This window comes from Devosia sp. GW821-FHT12F11, assembly GCF_058806655.1.
The window spans coordinates 123,690-141,663 of sequence record NZ_JBXAPX010000004.1; the positions used below are offsets into that span (position 1 = coordinate 123,690).

At 64.8% G+C, this 17,974-nt stretch carries 17 protein-coding genes; 11 read left to right on the forward strand and 6 right to left on the reverse strand.

What is annotated here, in order from left to right; all coding sequences use genetic code 11:
• Positions 1 to 170: 170 nt before the first annotated feature.
• Together AC1ROK_RS13465 and AC1ROK_RS13470 are read right to left on the reverse strand one after the other, a co-directional pair.
• Positions 171 to 758: a GNAT family N-acetyltransferase gene (locus AC1ROK_RS13465; RefSeq protein ID WP_492847648.1), complete on the reverse strand. Its 588-nt coding sequence runs from the start codon at positions 756 to 758 to the stop codon at positions 171 to 173.
• A 136-nt stretch (positions 759 to 894) separates the two neighbouring features.
• Positions 895 to 1,464, reverse strand: coding sequence for a GNAT family N-acetyltransferase (locus AC1ROK_RS13470; protein WP_492847650.1), 570 nt, complete (start codon positions 1,462 to 1,464; stop codon positions 895 to 897).
• 80 nt (positions 1,465 to 1,544) lie between these two features.
• Between AC1ROK_RS13470 and AC1ROK_RS13475 the strand changes: the two genes are divergently transcribed.
• The 3 genes from AC1ROK_RS13475 to AC1ROK_RS13485 are packed head-to-tail and all read left to right on the forward strand — an operon-like array spanning position 1,545 to position 2,676.
• Entirely contained in the window at positions 1,545 to 1,991 is a 447-nt protein-coding gene (locus tag AC1ROK_RS13475; protein ID WP_492847652.1) for a GFA family protein, read from the forward strand.
• Positions 1,988 to 2,317 (forward strand): TfoX/Sxy family protein, encoded by a 330-nt coding sequence (locus AC1ROK_RS13480; RefSeq protein WP_492847654.1) that lies wholly within the window; start codon positions 1,988 to 1,990, stop codon positions 2,315 to 2,317. Before AC1ROK_RS13475 ends, AC1ROK_RS13480 begins: the two co-directional genes overlap by 4 nt.
• Before the next feature lie 14 nt (positions 2,318 to 2,331).
• Positions 2,332 to 2,676, forward strand: a complete 345-nt coding sequence (locus AC1ROK_RS13485) for a TfoX/Sxy family protein (protein ID WP_492847656.1) — start codon at positions 2,332 to 2,334, stop codon at positions 2,674 to 2,676.
• A 208-nt stretch (positions 2,677 to 2,884) separates the two neighbouring features.
• On the opposite strand, the gene fabF is transcribed toward AC1ROK_RS13485, so the two are convergent.
• Positions 2,885 to 4,156, reverse strand: a complete 1,272-nt coding sequence (fabF, locus tag AC1ROK_RS13490; protein ID WP_492847658.1) for a beta-ketoacyl-ACP synthase II — start codon at positions 4,154 to 4,156, stop codon at positions 2,885 to 2,887.
• Positions 4,157 to 4,219: 63 nt separating this feature from the next.
• The gene (locus AC1ROK_RS13495) at positions 4,220 to 4,612 is read right to left on the reverse strand and encodes a MarR family winged helix-turn-helix transcriptional regulator (protein ID WP_162247960.1); all 393 of its coding nucleotides are present in this window, start codon (positions 4,610 to 4,612) and stop codon (positions 4,220 to 4,222) included.
• Between the two features lie 267 nt (positions 4,613 to 4,879).
• Here AC1ROK_RS13495 and AC1ROK_RS13500 point away from each other — a divergent pair, with 267 nt between their 5' ends.
• From AC1ROK_RS13500 to AC1ROK_RS13530, 7 genes are all read left to right on the forward strand, one after another.
• Positions 4,880 to 6,094: an NADP-dependent isocitrate dehydrogenase gene (locus AC1ROK_RS13500; RefSeq protein WP_492847660.1), complete on the forward strand. Its 1,215-nt coding sequence runs from the start codon at positions 4,880 to 4,882 to the stop codon at positions 6,092 to 6,094.
• Positions 6,094 to 7,065 carry a glycosyltransferase family 8 protein gene (locus tag AC1ROK_RS13505; protein WP_492847662.1) on the forward strand — a complete coding sequence of 324 codons (972 nt, stop codon included), beginning with the start codon at positions 6,094 to 6,096 and terminating at the stop codon, positions 7,063 to 7,065. Before AC1ROK_RS13500 ends, AC1ROK_RS13505 begins: the two co-directional genes overlap by 1 nt.
• A gap of 53 nt (positions 7,066 to 7,118) precedes the next feature.
• A complete protein-coding gene (locus AC1ROK_RS13510) occupies positions 7,119 to 7,520 on the forward strand; it encodes a DUF6855 family protein (RefSeq protein ID WP_492847665.1) in 402 nt (133 codons plus the stop codon).
• 86 nt (positions 7,521 to 7,606) lie between these two features.
• Positions 7,607 to 9,148, forward strand: a complete 1,542-nt coding sequence (locus AC1ROK_RS13515) for a COG3904 family protein (RefSeq protein WP_492847667.1) — start codon at positions 7,607 to 7,609, stop codon at positions 9,146 to 9,148.
• A gap of 61 nt (positions 9,149 to 9,209) precedes the next feature.
• Positions 9,210 to 10,187 carry a glycerophosphodiester phosphodiesterase family protein gene (locus tag AC1ROK_RS13520; protein WP_492847669.1) on the forward strand — a complete coding sequence of 326 codons (978 nt, stop codon included), beginning with the start codon at positions 9,210 to 9,212 and terminating at the stop codon, positions 10,185 to 10,187.
• 110 nt (positions 10,188 to 10,297) lie between these two features.
• Positions 10,298 to 11,281 carry a DMT family transporter gene (locus tag AC1ROK_RS13525; protein ID WP_492847671.1) on the forward strand — a complete coding sequence of 328 codons (984 nt, stop codon included), beginning with the start codon at positions 10,298 to 10,300 and terminating at the stop codon, positions 11,279 to 11,281.
• Positions 11,282 to 12,241, forward strand: a complete 960-nt coding sequence (locus AC1ROK_RS13530; RefSeq protein WP_492847673.1) for a DMT family transporter — start codon at positions 11,282 to 11,284, stop codon at positions 12,239 to 12,241.
• A gap of 176 nt (positions 12,242 to 12,417) precedes the next feature.
• On the opposite strand, the gene alaS is transcribed toward AC1ROK_RS13530, so the two are convergent.
• Positions 12,418 to 15,057, reverse strand: a complete 2,640-nt coding sequence (gene alaS, locus AC1ROK_RS13535) for an alanine--tRNA ligase (RefSeq protein WP_492847675.1) — start codon at positions 15,055 to 15,057, stop codon at positions 12,418 to 12,420.
• 349 nt (positions 15,058 to 15,406) lie between these two features.
• Positions 15,407 to 16,480 carry a recombinase RecA gene (recA, locus tag AC1ROK_RS13540; RefSeq protein WP_492847677.1) on the reverse strand — a complete coding sequence of 358 codons (1,074 nt, stop codon included), beginning with the start codon at positions 16,478 to 16,480 and terminating at the stop codon, positions 15,407 to 15,409.
• Between the two features lie 255 nt (positions 16,481 to 16,735).
• Here recA and araD1 point away from each other — a divergent pair, with 255 nt between their 5' ends.
• A complete protein-coding gene (araD1, locus tag AC1ROK_RS13545) occupies positions 16,736 to 17,728 on the forward strand; it encodes an AraD1 family protein (RefSeq protein ID WP_492847679.1) in 993 nt (330 codons plus the stop codon).
• Positions 17,729 to 17,974 lie beyond the last annotated feature (246 nt).

Here is a 17,974-nt window from a genome sequence, read left to right on the forward strand (position 1 = left end):
TCGCGCCGAACGCCTGACCCCTCAATCAGCATTCTGCCGAAACGCGATGCCTCAGCACGAGCGAGTAGACCACGCGACCTGACTCGCGTCAGCTCGATTGCATGCCAGCCATGCGGTTTTGCCAAGTCGACGCTGCACCACCATGGCCTTACCGTGACGCGCGCGTGAGATCAGGCCACCATGTGGTGGCTCAGTTCCTTCACCTTGCTGCCGCGCAACCATTCGCGATCGAGAATGGCGAAATGCAGCTCCTCGTCCCATTCACCCTGGAACAGGGCATGCTCGCGGAAATGCGCCTCGAGCCGCATCCCGATATCCTTGAGCAGCTTGGCCGAAGGCTGGTTCCGCCCCGAGCATCGGGCATAAATCCGGTGCAACCCCAAATCGTTGAAGCCGAGATCCAGCATGGCGCGAACTGATTCCCGCGCATAGCCTTGCCGCCGTTGCGCCGGGCTGAGAATGAAGCGCAGCTCGGCCTGCCCGGCCGTTGCATCGGTCCAGCGCAGGGAAATCTGCCCGATCAGCATGTCGTCGGCCTTGCGCACCACCGCCAGGGTCAGCGCGTCGCCCGGCCGGGTCAATCGGTGCTGTGCGCACATCGCGTCGAGGGCGGCTTTCACCTCCACCCGGTCGCGGGCTTTCCAGTCGAGGTACCGCTGCACCTCGGGCAAGGCATGGTACGCCATCACGGCGTCCAGGTCGGACTTCTGGAAGTTCCTGAGCGTAAGCCTCTCAGTCTCAATCGGAAAATCAGGCATCGCCATCTCCGCTCCTTCCCCTCGTGGTGCTGCTTAGTCCAGCAACGCGACGGGTTGATGGCGGTTCCGCCTTAGTCGTTGAAATATCTTGCCAAATCAGTTCATCGGCGCGGAATAGCCAAGTCGTTGGCGGCACTTAGCGCCCGACGCGATCGCGCCATTCGCCTTCGAGGAGCGCGTAGATGAACTCCTCGTCCCAGGCGCCCTTGAACAGTGCATGCTCGCGGAAATGCGCTTCCCGCCGCATGCCCAGCCGCTCCATCACTTTCCATGATCCGGCGTTGCGGGTGTCGCAGCGCGCGTAGATCCTATGCATCCCGGCCCCCTCGAATCCCATCTGCAGCAGCATATGCGCCGCCTCGGTGGCATAGCCCTGCCCGTGGAACTCGGGGTGGAAGATGTAACCGATTTCGGCCTGCCGCGCCGGCCTGTCGCGCAGGATCAGCGACACCTCGCCGATGACCCGCTGCGGGTCCTTGAGCTCGACCGCGAGGAAGATTTTGTCTCCCTCGCCATCGAGCTCGTATTGGCCGATCCGCTGCTGCACCACCTCGGTGACGCTCTCGTGGCTCATCGGTCCGTCGAACAGGTACTGCGCCACATCCTGGCGCTGCCGATACGCGAACACCGCGTCGACATCGCCGCGGCTAAACGGCCGCAGCCGGAGCCGCTCGGTTTCGATTGGATAGTGAGGCGCGTAGACCATGACGTTCGTCTAAAGCCAGCGCCATCGGCGATCAAGGAGACGCCTTGCGGATGGCAAACCCTCGGTGTCAGCATGTGGGCATGACTGCCAATGCCAAACCCGAACTCGAGCTCCGCGCCAGTTGCGCCTGCGGAGACGTTACGCTGTCGCTGCAGGGCCGCATCCGCTCGATGTTCATGTGCTCGTGCGAGGATTGCCAGCGCGCCACCGGCACCGGGCATTCGACGGTTGCGCTGGCCCGCCCGGCCGACGTCACCATCACCGGCCGCACCGCCAGCTTCGCCCGGCCGGCCCATTCCGGCGCCACGCTGACCCGCTGGTTCTGCCCCAGCTGCGGCACGCCGCTTTACGCCCAGTCGAGCCGCGCCCCCGACCTCCTGATGCTGCCGGTCGGCCTGTTCGGCTCCGACGCCGGCTGGTTCGCACCCAACCAGCTGATCTTCGCCCGCAGCCATCACGAGTGGGACGCCCTGCCCGATGGCATTCCGCAACACGACACCTACCGCGATCCGGAGACACCCCGATGAGCAGCGCCTCCGACACCATGGGAGATCGCCTTCGGCCGCTGCTGCCCGCCGGTCTCGTCGAAAAGAAGATGTTCGGCGGCCTCGGCTTCATGCTCCGGGGCAACATGGCCATCGGCACCACCGCCAAGGGCGAGCTGCTGGTCCGCATCGATCCCGGAAAGCAAGCCGAGGCGCTCGCCATGCCCGGCGCCTACCAGATGCACATGGGCGCCCGCCCGATGACCGGCTTCATCGCGGTCGAGGCCAGCGGCACGGCGGACGACGCCGCGCTGAGCCGCTGGATTGCCTACGCCCTCAGCTTCGCCAAAACCCTTCCCCCAAAATAGGCCCCTGCCCCGAAATGAACTCCGCCTCTACCACCATGACGCATCTCGCCGAACGCATTCGCGACATCCTCGACGGCGACCCGCGCATCACCGAAAAGACCATGTTCGGCGGGCTCACCTTCCTGCTCAATGGCCATATCCTGGTCGGCTGCAAGAAGGACGGACGCATCCTGCTCAGCGTCGGCAGGGACAATAACGACGCTGCCCTCGCCCGCCCCGGCGCCACCCAGATGATCCACGGCGACAAGGCCATGCGCGGCTTCATCTGGGTCGATGCCGAAGCCATCGAGGAAGACGACGACCTGCGCGACTGGGTGGAAACCGCCGAACGCTGGGTCGCCGCCATGCCACCGAAATAGCTGGCAGCAAATTGCCCGACTGCTCCCTAGCTTCGAAACAAGAAGGGGCAGCAAGGCACGGCATAACCTCCCCACCGGGTGTCATCCCTGCGAAAGCAGGGGACCCAACTATTCGGCGGCACGGGCTGCGACTTGGGTCCCTGCTTTCGCAGGGATGACATCGAGTGGGTGGTGAAAATGGCGCCCCACCCCAACGGCCAAGTGAAAGCTAGATCGCCGAGAACACCAGCGTGGCGTTCACCCCGCCGAAGCCGAAGGCGTTCGACAGGGCATGCCGCACGGTCTTTTCCTGCGCCACCTTCGGCACCAGGTTGAATTGCTCGCCCACATCCGGATCCTCGAGGTTGCGCGTCGGCGGCACGATGCCGTTGCGGATCGCGAGAATCGAGAACAGCGCCTCGATTGCACCCGCTGCGCCCATCAGGTGCCCGGTCGCCGACTTGGTCGAGGAGATCGCGAGGTCCTTGCCGCGATTGGCGAACACCGCGCCGATCCCGGCCAGCTCCGCCGCGTCGCCCACCTGCGTCGAGGTGGAATGGGCGTTGATGTAGTCGATCTCACCCGGCGACAGGCCGGCCATCCGCAACGCGCCGCGCATCGCCGCCTGCGCCCCGGCGCCGCTCGGCTCGCCTGCCGTCAAGTGATAGGCATCGGCCGACGTCCCGTAACCGGAAAGGATCGCGAGCGGCGTCGCGCCACGCGCCCTGGCGTGGCTCAGCCGCTCGATCACCAGTACTGCCGCGCCCTCCGCCAGCACGAACCCGTCGCGCTTGCGGTCGAACGGCCGCGAGGCGCCCTCGGGATCGTCGTTGAACGCGGTCGCCAGCGCCCGCGCCGCGCCGAAACCGCCGACCGAAATCGGATCGACCGAGCCTTCGGCCCCGCCGACGACCGCCACATCCGCTTCACCGGTGAGGATCAGCCGCATGCCGTCCCCGATCGCCTGGCCCGACGCCGCGCATGCCGTTACCGGCGCGCCGATCGGCCCCTTGAAGCCATAGCGGATGGAGATCCAGCCGGCCGCGAGGTTGGCGAGGAAACTCGGCACGGTGAACGGCGACAGCCGCCGCGGCCCCTTCTCGATGATCGTCTCCACCGCATGCGCCATTACCGGCGAGCCGCCGACGCCGGTACCGATCACGGTGGCGGTACGCGCCTTCTCGTCTTCGGTCTGAGGCGTCCAGCCCGATTGGGTGATCGCCTCCTGCGCGGCGACCAGCCCATACTGGATGAACAGGTCCATCTTCTTGATGTCCTTCGGATCGATCGCCACCAGCGGATCGAAACCCTCAGGGTCCGTTTCGGTCGTCGGCACCAGGCCGGCCACCTTGGCCGTGTAGTCGGTCACGTCGAAGCGCGTGTTCCGGACGATGCCGCTCTTGCCGGCGATGAGCCGCGACCACACGGTTGCGACCCCGGTGCCCAGCGGGCTGACCACGCCCATGCCGGTAACGACGATCGGATCGGACTGAGTTGCCATCGGAAATCTTCCTTATGTGTAGTTACACGGGTCGGCTCGAGGTCAGCAGGCTGCCGCATCGCTTCAGATGGTGGCGAGCCGCTGCAGTTTCATCAGGGTATCTTCAAAGCCGTCGGCGCCGAGCTCGGCGCGGATCTCCGCCTGCGCCTTGCGCCACAGCGGCAGCAACTCGTTGACCAGGTCGCGTCCCCTCGGGGTGAGCGAACAGATCCGGCCATTGCCATGCTCGGCCGGGCGCGACGCGATCAGCCCCATCTTCTCCAGCCGATCGAGGTTGCGCGTCAGCGTCGTCCGCTCGAAGCCGCGCTGTTCGGCCAGCTCGCTGACGTTCCGCTCGCCGGAGGCCACGATCAGCCCCAGCACAGAGTACTGCGTCGAGGTGATGCCGAACGGCCGCGTATAGGCATCATAGCGCCGCGTAATCGCCCGCGCCGCCATGCGCGTATTCGAAACCATGCACCGGCTGAAATCATCCATGCGCCGACAAATAGTGTGTAGTTACACGGTGTCAAGTGAGGGCGGCGTTCGCTGGAGCGCTTTCAGGAAAAGCTGCAGACTATTCTGGTTCGAAAGCGCGGCAAAGCCAATGACATTGAGCGTTTCGCCGTCTCAGTGAAACGGTGAGGCGCTCAAGAGTGGATCGGCGAGTCGGGCGCTTTCGCTCGGCCGATTTCATGCTATTAGCCCGGCATCAGATTTTCCGCGCCGCTGAGGAGCTTACGCATGGCCAAGATCAAAGTTGCCAACCCTGTCGTCGATCTCGACGGCGATGAGATGACCCGCATCATCTGGCAGGCGATCAAGGACAAGCTGATCCTTCCCTATCTCGATCTCGATATCGAGTATTACGACCTCTCGGTGCAGAACCGCGACGCCACCAACGACCAGGTGACGGTCGACGCCGCCAACGCCATCAAGAAGCACGGCGTCGGCATCAAGTGCGCCACCATCACCCCCGACGAGCAGCGCGTCGAAGAGTTCAAGCTCAAGAAGATGTGGAAGTCGCCCAACGGCACCATCCGCAACATCCTGGGCGGCGTGATCTTCCGCGAGCCGATCATCATGTCGAACGTGCCGCGCCTGGTGCCCGGCTGGACCCAGCCGATCATCGTCGGCCGCCACGCCTTCGGCGACCAGTATCGCGCTACCGATTTCAGGTTCCCAGGCAAGGGCAAGCTGACGATGAAGTTCGTCGGCGATGACGGCACCGTGCAGGAATACGACGTGTTCGACGCCCCGTCCGCCGGTGTCGCCATGGGCATGTACAACCTCGACGACTCCATCGCCGACTTCGCGCACGCCTCGTTCAACTACGCCATCAACCGCAAGGTCCCGTGCTACCTGTCGACCAAGAACACCATCCTCAAGGCCTATGACGGTCGGTTCAAGGATATCTTCCAGGAGATCTTCGACCGCGACTACAAGGCGAAGTTCGAGGAACTGAAGATCTGGTACGAGCATCGCCTGATCGACGACATGGTGGCCTCGGCGCTGAAGTGGTCCGGCGGCTATGTCTGGGCCTGCAAGAACTATGATGGCGACGTGCAGTCCGACATCGTGGCCCAGGGTTTTGGCTCGCTCGGCCTGATGACCTCGGTGCTGATGACCCCCGATGGCAAGATCGTCGAGGCGGAAGCCGCGCACGGTACCGTCACCCGCCACTATCGCCAGCACCAGCAGGGCAAGGAGACTTCGACCAACTCCATCGCCTCGATCTTCGCCTGGACGCGTGGCCTGCAGCACCGCGCCAAGCTCGACGGCAATGCCGAGCTGGCGAAGTTCGCCGAGACGCTCGAGCAGGTCTGCATCGACACCGTCGAGGCCGGCCAGATGACCAAGGATCTCGCCCTGCTCGTGGGCCCGGACCAGAAGTGGCTGTCGACCCTCGGCTTCCTCGACGCCATCGACGCCAACCTCAAGAAGGCCATGGCTGCTTGATGTCCAACGCGGGTGCAGGCGGCGATTCCATCGCCGTCTGCACCGCACTCGATGCGGGTTACCTCCCGCTCGTCCTCGTCGTTGCTACCTCGATCGCGGCCAGCGCCTCACCAACCAGCCGCGTGGTTTTTCACGTCTTCTACGATGGCCCGGACAGTCGGTTTGTCCGGCAAGTAGAACGCTGGCGGCATCCGCAGGTCGAGATCGTCCTGCACCGCCTCCCCAACCCCTACGCCCACTTCGGTACGATCGGCGGCCTGCCGCCCTCGACACTCTTCCGCTTGGTCGTGCCGGAGGCCCTTCCGCAGCTTGACCGCGCCATCTACCTCGATTGCGATCTGATCGTCGAAGCGGACCTGGCCGACCTCTTCCACACGCCGCTCAATGGCAAGCCGATCGGGGCCGTCGTCGATATCCGGTTCATCGACCGGGCCCTGACCTCCCACCCCGATCGACAGCGTCTCCGTGACGACACCCGGGGGTACCTGCACCGCGTTCTGGGGTTCGATACCGACGAAGCCATCTCGACCTATGTCCAGGCCGGCGTTGCCCTTCTCGATCTAGGTCAGCTCCGCCGGATCGGCTACGCCTCCCGGATGGCCGACACGCTGCACCGCCTGCGCGACGAACTCCTCTTCGCCGACCAGTGCGCAACCAACGCCGCGTTCAGAGGCGACATCACTCTGCTCGATCCACGCTGGAACGTGTTCCCCGAGGCCCTGCCGGGCGGCGCATGGGACGACGTGATCCCGGCGCTCCGCCCCGCTGTGGCCGCGCAGCGACGCGACCCACGCATCATCCATTTCGCCTATCTCAAGCCATGGCGGCACCCGGGTCTGCCTGGCAGCACTCGCTGGTGGCGCCACGCACGCCGCGCGGGTCTCGGCCCATTCTACGCCTGGCAGTTCATCGCCGCCCGCAGCCGGGCAAAACTGGACAGGTTGCGAAGGCTGCTCGGCCGCCTCCGCTAGTGCCTCCGTCACCTGCCCGGTCTATATTGGCCCGACGCGACAAGGAGTGAGCGATGGCCGCCGGTACCAAGGACGATCCGTGGTTGCTCAAGACCCCACCGGGCAGCAGTGACATTTCGCTTTACCGCGCTCCCGATGCGTCGCCGCCGGCCCTGGTCTGCGTCGCCGGCGGTACCGAGTTGCGCTACCACCTCAGGGCTATCGAAGACCTGCACCAGATGCTGAAACAGCACGGCGACTGGATGGAACTCGGCAATGCCGATGAGCAGAAGGAAGCCAAGCCCGGCACCGTCGAAGCCTGGGCCCGCTCTCCCGACAATCCAGTAGGCGGTTGGTATGGCATCCGAAAGGGATTTCGCGGGCGCTTCGCCAACTACGTGACGCCGGTACTCGAAGTCCTTGGCCTGGTCGAGCTCGAGCACGGCCCCCGCAACAACCGGGTCCGCGCCGTCTAGCAGGTCTCCGTCGCCGAGCCACCCAAGGATGCTTGAAGGGCGAGCGTCAAACCTCCTAGAATTACAGTTCTCGGGGGATTTTCCGCATGCGTCTTCTCGCTTTCGCGATCGCTCTGCTGTCGATCGCCGTTGCCCTGCCATCCGGCGCAGCGGCCGCAACTATTTCCATCGTCTCCATGCAGTATTCCGCCACGCACCCGGTGCCGCATCTGCACTATGACGGCGACACGGCCGACGGCGACGTCGCAACGCTTCAGGGCATGTACGACACCTTCGTGAAGTGCCGCTTGTCCTGTATCGGCCCCGATGGCGGCGCCACGGCGGTACTGACCCTGAATGGCCCGGGCGGCAGCTACTACGAGGGGTTGGCGCTCGCCGATTTCCTCCGCGCCAACCATATCGCCACCGTCGTCGAGCGCGGCAGCAGTTGCTACTCCGCCTGTGCCTTCGCCTTCCTTGGCGGCTCGGCCTGGTCCAGCCAGGAGGGGGTCGGCACCTATGTCGACCGGATGGTCGAGCCGGGGTCCGTCGTCGGCTTCCACGCGCCCTATGCCGACGAACAGTCCTTCACCAATGCCCTGAACGAGCGCGGCGCCATGGCCATGCAGGGCCAGACGCGGGACTCGCTCGCCCTGATGGTCAAGGAGCTGGTGAAGTGGAACGTCGATCCCGAGGTGATCTTCAGGATGGTCGGCATGGGCCCTGAGGAGACCTACGACCTGGTGACCGCGGAAGACCTCTATCTGGCCCGGGTCACCCTGCCGCCCACGCCATCCTCGGGCTGGATCACCGACCTGCCCTCCGCAATCCGCGAGGCGTGCCTGCGCCTCCTCGCCATCGATGAGCGCGCCGACCCCTACGACATGCAGTGGCGCTTCGAATCCGACTACACGCCGGCCATCGGCAAGACCGAGTTCGCCGGACCGATCTCGGGCTACAAGCTGGGCGAGCGCCTGCTCGATATCGGCAGCTGCTCGGCCACCGATGCCTCCATGGCGACGGATGGCGACTACGAGATCGCGCTCTATTTCACTCCCGGTCTCGACGGCCTCAACGCGGCGAGCACCAGTTTCTTCAATCGCCAGCATGGCTGGTCCACTGCCGGGGTCGGACGTGATCCCTTGAAGCGCATCTTCGCCAAGGGACCGCTCAACAGCTTCTTTTTGCCGCTCGATGCCAACATCGACGGCCTCGACCTGCCCGGCGAAGCCGACATCGACGCCAACCGCTTCAACACCGCGCTGCCGCCACTGCTGCCGACCATGCCAAGTGATCTCGTCGTCGACGCCAGCACGCCCAGCTCGCGCGTCTCGCACCTGGGCGATGTCTTCGTTTTCGAGCGGGTCGGCGGGCGCCAGCTCTATGACAGCGCCCTGGCGCAGGGCGCCCTGGGCCGTGCCTACACCAACGACGTCACCAGCGACACCGGCTTCGTACGCGAGGGTGCCTTCGTCGATACGGCCGCGACCTTCGTCTGGTTCGGCATCCTCGATGGCGACAGCAGCGCCGTGGTCGAGGCGATCGTGGTCAAGCCGAATGGCGAAGCCCCCACCGACGACGACCTGGCGACCCTCCGCCGCATCCAGTGCGAGGTGGACTTCCAGGGCTCCAAACTCAACTGCGGCTGAGGTCATCCGGACATACTTGGGCCATGAACCCACCCGAGCGTCAGCCTATCGAGGGGTGTTGATGTTCAAGAAGATTCTGCTCGGCCTCGCGGTCATTGTCGCCGCGGTCTACGTCTGGAATGCATCCTGGCGCGTGGCGCCACCGCAAGGAAAGCTCGAGCTGATCGCTCATCGCGGCGTGCACCAGACCTTCGATCGCGCCGATCTCGACAACGACACCTGCACTGCCGAGCGGATCAATCAGCCGACCCACGATTATCTCGAGAACACCATCCCCTCGATGCACGCGGCCTTCGCTGCCGGCGCCGATATCGTCGAGCTCGACGTCCATCCGACCACCGATGGCCAGTTCGCCGTGCTGCACGACTGGACGGTCGATTGCCGCACCGAAGGCACCGGCGAGACCCGCAGCCACGACATGGCATCGCTGAAGCTGCTCGATATCGGCTACGGCTACACCGCCGATGGCGGCGCCAGCTATCCGTTCCGCGGCAAGGGCGTCGGACTGATGCCCGAACTCAAGGAGGTGTTCACCGCCTTTCCCGACCAGCACTTCCTCGTCAACTTCAAGAGCAACGAGACCCGCGAGGGCGACATGCTGGCCACGTTGCTGTCATCGCACCCACAGTGGCGGCAGGCCGTCTGGGGCGCCTATGGTGGCGATCCCCCGACTTATCGCGCCGCCGAGCTGATCGGCAATCTCAATGTCTGGTCGCGCAAGGGGCTGATCGATTGCCTGCTGCAATACGAGGGGCTTGGCTGGACCGGTTTCATCCCCGACGCCTGCCGCAACACCAAGGTCATGCTGCCGATCAACATCGCGCCATTCGTCTGGGGTTGGCCGAACCTCTTCATCGAGCGCCTGCGGCAGGCCGGGTCCGAAGTGATCCTGCTCGGCCCCTACAGCTCCGGCGATCCCGGCACCGCCGGCATTGATACGCCCGAACTGCTGGCTCAGGTGCCCGACAACTTTGCCGGCTACATCTGGACCAACAAAATCGAGACCATCGGTCCGCTCGCGCGTGAACGCTTCAAGTAGAGACGAAATAATTAGGCTCTGTGGCATTCCCGCCCATCGACGGTGCAGCCGGCCCATCGTATAGGACTAACATACCAGTTGCCGTCCCTCCCCTCTTGGATACCCAGAAGATGCCCTCCGGCGTCGCTTTCGCGCTTTTTGCCTACCTCCTCTATTCCTGCTGCGACGCCATCATCAAAGGGTTCGGCACCAGCCTCTCCGTCTTCGAAATTGCCTTCTGGACGGCGCTGTTCTCCTTCATTCCCGCGATCTTCACCAAGCCCAAGGGCGAGCACTGGCGGCACCTGCACCGCATGCGCCACCCCTATCTCGTGCACTTGCGCAGCATCGCGGGGGTGATCGGCAACCTCTGCATCATCTACGCCTTCACCCATATTCCGCTGGCCGAAGCATACTCCATCGCCTTCCTGGCGCCGATCTTCGTGGTGGCGCTGTCGCGTAGCTTCCTCGGCGAAACCGTGACCTGGCAGCGCTGGCTGTTCCTCGGCGCCAGCTTCTGCGGCGTGCTGCTCGTCGTTCGGCCCGGCTTCCGCGAACTGCAGCTGGGCCATCTGATGGCCGTCGGCGCCGCGGTGATGGGCGGCATCGCCACCACTACGCTGCGCAAGGTCGCTCCGGTCGAAAAGCGCGTCAGCCTGCTGGGCCTGCCACTGGGCTACGTCGTGGTGATCAACTCGATCCTGATGGTCATTGCCGGGTTCCATTGGCCGACGCTGCAGGAATTCGCCTTCCTGATACTGATCGGGGCGCTGGGCGGCACCGGCAACATCCTGTTCATCACGGCGACCCGCACCGCACCGATAAGCATGATCGCGCCGGCCCAGTACAGCCAGATCGCCTGGGCCATCGTCTTCGGCGCAATATTCTATGCCGAGTATCCGGACACCGTCGCCTATTGCGGGCTCGTGGTCGTTGCCATTTGCGGCATCCTCAACGTGATGTCCGACGAGACGCGCATCCGCATCTTTTCGCGCCTGTCGGTGTTTGGTCCGGCCAGTGCCGTTTCCGAGGTCAGCCCGCCGCTGGGCGACGACGCCAAGCTGCCACGACGCGGCGAAGCCGACGATGAGGCGCAAGTGGCGCCGGGCAAGTAGATGCTGCGCTCCCTCTCACCTGTGTCGCTCGGCGTGCTCTGCGCGCTGGGCGCCATGGCGTCGTTCTCGACCGGCGACGCGCTGGTCAAGGCACTGGGCGGCTCGCTCAGCGTCTTCGAAATTGGCCTGTTCACCACCATCTTCTCGTTCCTGCCGGCTTTGTTCTCCAAGCCGCGCGAGGAGCGCTGGCGCGACACCTTCAAGCTTAACCGCCCGGCGCTGATGATCCTCGTCGCGCTCTGCCGAACCCTGAGCGCGGTGCTGATCACCTACGCCTTCGTCACCATCCCACTGGCCGAGGCCTACTGCCTGGTCTTCCTCATCCCGGTGCTGGCGACCATCCTTTCGGTCGTCGTGCTCAAGGAAGAGGTGTCGCTCGATCGCTGGGCGTTGGTGGTCATCAGCTTCCTCGGCGTGCTGCTGGTGGTGCGGCCCGGCTTTCGCGAGATCGAGCTCGGGCACATCGCTGCCTTCATCTGCGCGCTCGCCGCTGCCGTGTCGCTCACCACTATCCGCCTGATCTCAGGCGCCGAGCGCCGGGTGACGCTGTTCGCCCTGCCCGGCCTGTTCACGTTCGTCGCCAACCTGGTCGGCGCCTTCATCGTCGGCTTCAGCTGGCCGAACCCCATTCTGTTGGGCGGCCTGGTGGTCTGCGGCGTGCTGGGCGGTATCGGCTACCTGCTGCAGCTCAAGGGCGTTGCGCTGGCCCCGGCAAGCCGGGTGGCGCCGATGCAGTACAGCCAGATCATCTGGGCGCTGCTGTTCGGGGCGCTGTTCTTCAGCGAAGTGCCCGATGCCATCAGCCTTGCCGGGCTCGGCATCATCGTCGCCGCCGGGCTCGCCAACATCTTCGCCGATGGCGCCCGCGCCCGCATCGCCGGCCGCTGGGCCGAGTATCGCGCCCGGCGAGACAATCCCTCACCGGACGATTTCAAGGGGCCGGGACCGGATCCGGTGTAGTTGTCGGTAAGCGCACAGACTTGCCAGCCCGCGCAGCTGCGCTGCCCCCCACCCTTGATCCCTCCCCGCAAGGGGAGGGAGACGACAGCCGCGATGTCAGTGCGAGGGTCTCCCTCCCCTTGCGGGGAAGGGACAGGGGTGGGGGTCGGCTCACGCCGGACGTTAGTTGTGCCGACCTACAGCCCGCCGCGCACCGCGGCGATCGCATCGGCACCCTTGGCGCCATCCGGACCGCCGCCCTGCGCCATGTCGGGACGGCCGCCGCCGCCCTGCCCGCCCAAAGCCGCAGTCGCGAGCTTGATCAGCTCGCCGGCCGAATACTTGCTGGTCAGGTCCTCGGTGACGCCGACGGCGACAGTGCCGCGACCGTCGTCGCCCTTCAGCACAACCGTAACCACACCCGAACCGATCCGCTTCTTCTCGGTATCGACCAGGCCCTTGACGTCTTTGGCCGAAATGCCTTCGACCGCGCGGCCGACATAGGTAACGCCGTTGACCGTCTCGTCGGCCGAGGCCGGCGCCGAGCCGCCGCCGCCGAGCGCCAGCTTCTTGTTGGCGTCGCTGAGTGCCCGCTCGGCCTTCTTGAGGCTCTCCTGCAACGCTTCGATGCGGGTGAACACCTCGTGCGGCCCCACATGCAGCGCATCGGCGACGCCGGCAACGAGATTGGCGTTGGTGCGCGCATGCTGGCGCGCGCCCTTGGCGGTCAGCGCCTCGATGCGGCGTACGCCGGCGGCGACGCCGGAATCCCCGAGCACCGTGATCAACCCGATATCGCCGGTGCGGCGCACATGCGTGCCGCCGCAGAGCTCGACCGACCAGCCGACCGCGTTACCAGTCGGATCGCCCATCGAGACGACGCGCACTTCATCGCCGTATTTCTCGCCGAACAGCGCACGGGCGCCCGACTCTTTGGCTTCCTCGATGCCCATAAGGCGCGTCTCGACTGGAGAGTTCTGCAGGACGATATCGTTGGCGATCTCCTCGACCTCAGCCAGTTCCTGCGGGGTGATCGGCTTGGTGTGGACGAAGTCGAAGCGCAGGCGATCGGCCGACACCATCGACCCCTTCTGCGCTACGTGATCGCCCAACACCAGGCGGAGTGCCTCGTGCAGCAAGTGGGTCGCCGAGTGGTTGGCACGGATAGCCGAGCGCCGGTCGTGATCGACGATCAGGGCCAGGGGTGAACCGACCTTGATGACGCCGTCGGTGACCTTCACCTTGTGGCCGAAGACGCCGTTGTTCTTGACCGTATCCGTCACGGTCGCCGCGATGCCTTCGCCGGTGAGCGAACCGGTGTCGCCGACCTGACCGCCGCTTTCGCCATAGAACGGCGTCTGGTTGAGCACGACATAGCCTTCGTCGCCCGCCTTCAGCTCGTCGACGATCGCCCCGCCCTTGACCAGCGCGGTAACCGCGCCTTCGGCGGTCTCGGTCTCATAGCCGAGGAACTCGGTCGGGCCGACCTGGTCGGCGACAGCGAACCAGACCTTGTCCTCGCTTGCCTCGCCCGAACCAGCCCAGCTCTTGCGGGCCTCGGCGCGCTGGCGCGCCATCGCGTCCTCGAAGCCCGAGAGGTCGACATTGATGCCGCGGGTGCGCAGCGCATCCTGGGTCAGGTCGAGCGGGAAACCGTAGGTGTCGTAGAGCTTGAAGGCGGTGACGCCCTCCAGCATGTCGCCTTGCTTAAGATCGGCGGTGGCTTCATCGAGGATGACGAGCCCACGGCTCAGCGTCTTGAGGAAGCGCTGCTCCTCGAGGCGAACCGTCTCCTCGATCATCTGCTCGCCACGCACCAGCTCCGGATAGGCCTGGCCCATTTCCCTGACCAGCGTCGGCACGATCCTGTGAATCACCGGATCGGTGGCGCCGAGCAGGGTCGCGTGGCGCATGGCGCGACGCATGATGCGGCGCAGCACATAGCCACGGCCTTCGTTCGAGGGCAGTACACCTTCGGCAATAAGGAAGCTCATGGCGCGCACGTGATCGGAGATCACGCGCAGGCTCGGCGTCGTCGGGTCACCGTTGAAGTTGGTGGCGTGCATGGTCGACGAGACCAGCGACTTGAACAGGTCGATCTCGTAATTGTTGTTGGTGCCCTGCATCACCGCCGCGACGCGCTCGAGGCCCGAGCCGGTGTCGACCGAGGGTTTTGGGAGGCTGGTGCGCGAGCCGTCCGCGAACTGCTCGAATTGCATGAACACCAGGTTCCAGATCTCGACGAAGCGGTCGCCGTCTTCCTCGGGCGAGCCCGGAGGGCCGCCCCAGTACTTGTCGCCGTGGTCGTAGAAGATTTCCGAGCATGGGCCGCACGGTCCCGTATCGCCCATCTGCCAGAAGTTCGACTTGGCGCCGAGCCGGACGATGCGATCCTCGGGCAGGCCGGCGATCTTCTTCCACAGCGCCATCGCCTCGTCGTCGTCTTCGTAGATCGTCGCGGTCAGCTTCTCCTTGGGCAGCCCCCACTCCTTGGTGAGCAGGTTCCAGGCAAGCTCGATCGCGTGCTCCTTGAAGTAGTCGCCGAACGAGAAATTGCCGAGCATCTCGAAGAAGGTGTGGTGGCGCGCGGTGAACCCGACATTGTCGAGGTCGTTGTGCTTGCCGCCGGCGCGCACGCATTTCTGCGAAGTGGTCGCCCGCACGTAGTCGCGCTTCTCGACGCCGGTGAAGACGTTCTTGAACTGCACCATGCCGGCATTGGTGAACATCAGCGTCGGATCGTTCCGCGGCACCAGCGGGCTCGATGCGACTTCTTCGTGACCATTCCTCGCGAAGTAGCTCAGAAAGCTCGACCGGATATCGTTCACGCTCGTCATGACGGGTCTCTTACAGACAAATGGCGAGGCCATGAGCCCCGCCAAGAACAACAGGAAAGGCCTTCTATCGCGGGGCTTGCGGTTGTGTCCAGCACAGGGTGGCGAGAGGCGGCAGATTGGACCTGAGGATGCGGCTTGATCTCGCTCACCCCACCGATGTCATTCCCGCGCAGGCGGGAACCCAGTGGGATGCTTCAGCAACAGCTGACGTTGAGAGATCCCACTGGGTCCCCGTCTGCGCGGGGGATGACGCCGGTATGATGGCACATCTTGAGAGCAGACACCCAGCACCGCCCAAACGAAAGGGCGCCACCTGGGCGCCCTTCTGTTCACTTCACGGCGGGTCCGATCACGGCTCCCCGTCGCCCTCATCGCCTTCCGGCCCGGCCAGCAGCGCTTCGCCGAGGATGCCGGAGCTTTCGCGCACGCCTTTTTCGATCTCGTCGGCGATCGCAGGATTGTCCTTGAGGAACTGGCGGGAGTTTTCACGCCCCTGCCCCAGCCGCTGGCTGTCGTAGGAGAACCAGGCGCCGGACTTCTCGACCAGGCCCGACTTCACGCCGAGGTCGAGCAGTTCGCCGGTCTTGGAGATGCCCTCGCCATACATGATGTCGAACTCGACCTGGCGGAACGGCGGCGCCAGCTTGTTCTTGACCACCTTGACGCGGGTCTGGTTGCCGATGACTTCCTCACGCTCCTTGATCGCGCCGATGCGGCGGATATCGAGGCGGACCGAGGAGTAGAACTTCAGCGCGTTACCGCCGGTCGTGGTTTCGGGCGAGCCGTACATCACGCCGATCTTCATGCGGATCTGGTTGATGAAGATCACCATGGCCTTCGACTTCGAAATCGAGCCGGTGAGCTTGCGCATCGCCTGGCTCATCAGGCGGGCCTGCAGGCCCGGCATCGAATCGCCCATCTCGCCTTCGAGTTCGGCCTTCGGCGTCAGCGCCGCCACCGAGTCGACCACCAGCACGTCGACCGCGCCGGAGCGCACCAGCGTGTCGGCGATCTCGAGCGCCTGCTCGCCGGTATCGGGCTGTGAGATCAGCAGTTCATCGACCTTCACGCCGAGCTTCCTGGCGTAGATCGGATCGAGCGCATGCTCGGCGTCGACAAAGGCGGCGATGCCCCCGTTCTTCTGCGCCTCGGCCACCACATGCAGCGCCAGCGTGGTCTTGCCCGAGCTTTCCGGCCCGAACACTTCCACGATACGGCCACGCGGCAAACCGCCAATGCCCAGTGCGATATCCAGTCCGAGCGAGCCGGTGGAAATCGCCTCGACCTGGGCAATGGCGCCCTCGCCGAAGCGCATCACCGTGCCCTTGCCGAAATTCCGCTCGATCTGGCTCAGCGCTGCTGCCAGCGCCTTGTCCTTATCCATCGATCCCTCAATAACTCGCAGAGGCGCAACAGCAGCCATCACCGGTCTCCCTTATTCCACTTCGGTCCGCGCCGCGCAAACCGATAAGATGTCCATCGAATGTACTCATTCTGTTCTCATTTCGTTTCCAAATCGTCAAGGGGGTAAATTCGCTGTTCCTTACGCACCGGCGCCTTGCGATTCGAACGCTGCAGACCGTTGGCACCAGCAATGGCGATCTACATCCAAAATCCGAATGCAATCGCCGCGGCGCCGCGCTATAGGGCGGCAACGAAAATCGAGGGAATGGGCTTCATGCATCTCATCCAGTTCCAGGACGACAAGGGCGCGCGCGCCGTCGGCGCCACCGAAGGCGGCGTCACCAGCGTGGTCACCGGAGCCCAGAGCGTCTATGCGCTCGCCGCCGAAGCCACCGAGCGCGGCCTGTCGCTGCGCGCCGTGCTGATCGAGAAAGGCCTCGGCGCCAAGCTAGACCGCGAGGCGCTGGCGAACGAAGGCCGGCTGCTCGCGCCGGTCGATCATCCCGATCCGTCGCACCTCTATGTCACCGGCACCGGCCTTACCCACCTGGGTTCGGCTTCCACCCGCGACGCCATGCACAAGTCGAACCAGCAGCAGGCCGAAGCGCCGCTGACGGATTCGATGAAGATGTTCCGCATGGGTCTCGAAGGCGGCAAGCCCGCGCCGGGCGAGATCGGCGTGCAGCCCGAATGGTTCTACAAGGGCAACGGCTACACCGTCACCGCGCCGGGCCAGCCGATCCCCTCGCCCGCCTTCGCCAAGGACGCTGGCGAGGAGCCGGAGATCGCCGGCATCTACTATATCGGCAAGGATGGCACGCCGTTCCGCCTCGGCTTCGCGCTCGGCAACGAGTTCTCCGACCACGTGACCGAACGGGTGAACTACCTGTTCCTCGCCCATTCCAAGCTCCGCTTCTGCTCGTTCGGGCCGGAGCTGCGGGTCGGCGAGTTGCCGCGCAACGTCTCGGGCATGTCGCGGATCCTCCGCGCCGGCAAGGTGCTGTGGGAAAAGCCGTTCCTCTCGGGTGAGGACAATATGAGCCACACCATCGCCAACCTCGAGCACCACCACTTCAAGTACGACCTGTTCCGCCAGCCGGGCGATATCCATGTGCACATGTTCGGGACCGCCACGTTGAGCTTTGCCGACGGCATCAAGACCGAGCCCGGCGACGTGTTCGAGATCGAGGAAAGCCAGTTCGGCCTGCCGCTGCGCAATGCCGTGGCCTGGAACGAAGACCGTCCGGTAACCATCCGCCAGCTCTAAGGGCTGGTCATCGTTGAGATTTCAGGAGCCGGGCCAAGTGCCCGGCTCTTTGCTTTTCTGGCCTTTTCCCCAGCGTGCACATTCTGGCCCCCTCCTCGCCCAGATTGGCAGGCGAGGTGTGGGCGTTCTCTTGGCAATTTGGTGCAAATCCGATCGATCGGCCTCAGCCGGGATTAGCGCTCGTCAGGGAACACTGTAGCCGCGGTGCAAAGGGAGGCATTCGCGACCACCTCCACCTATAGCGAA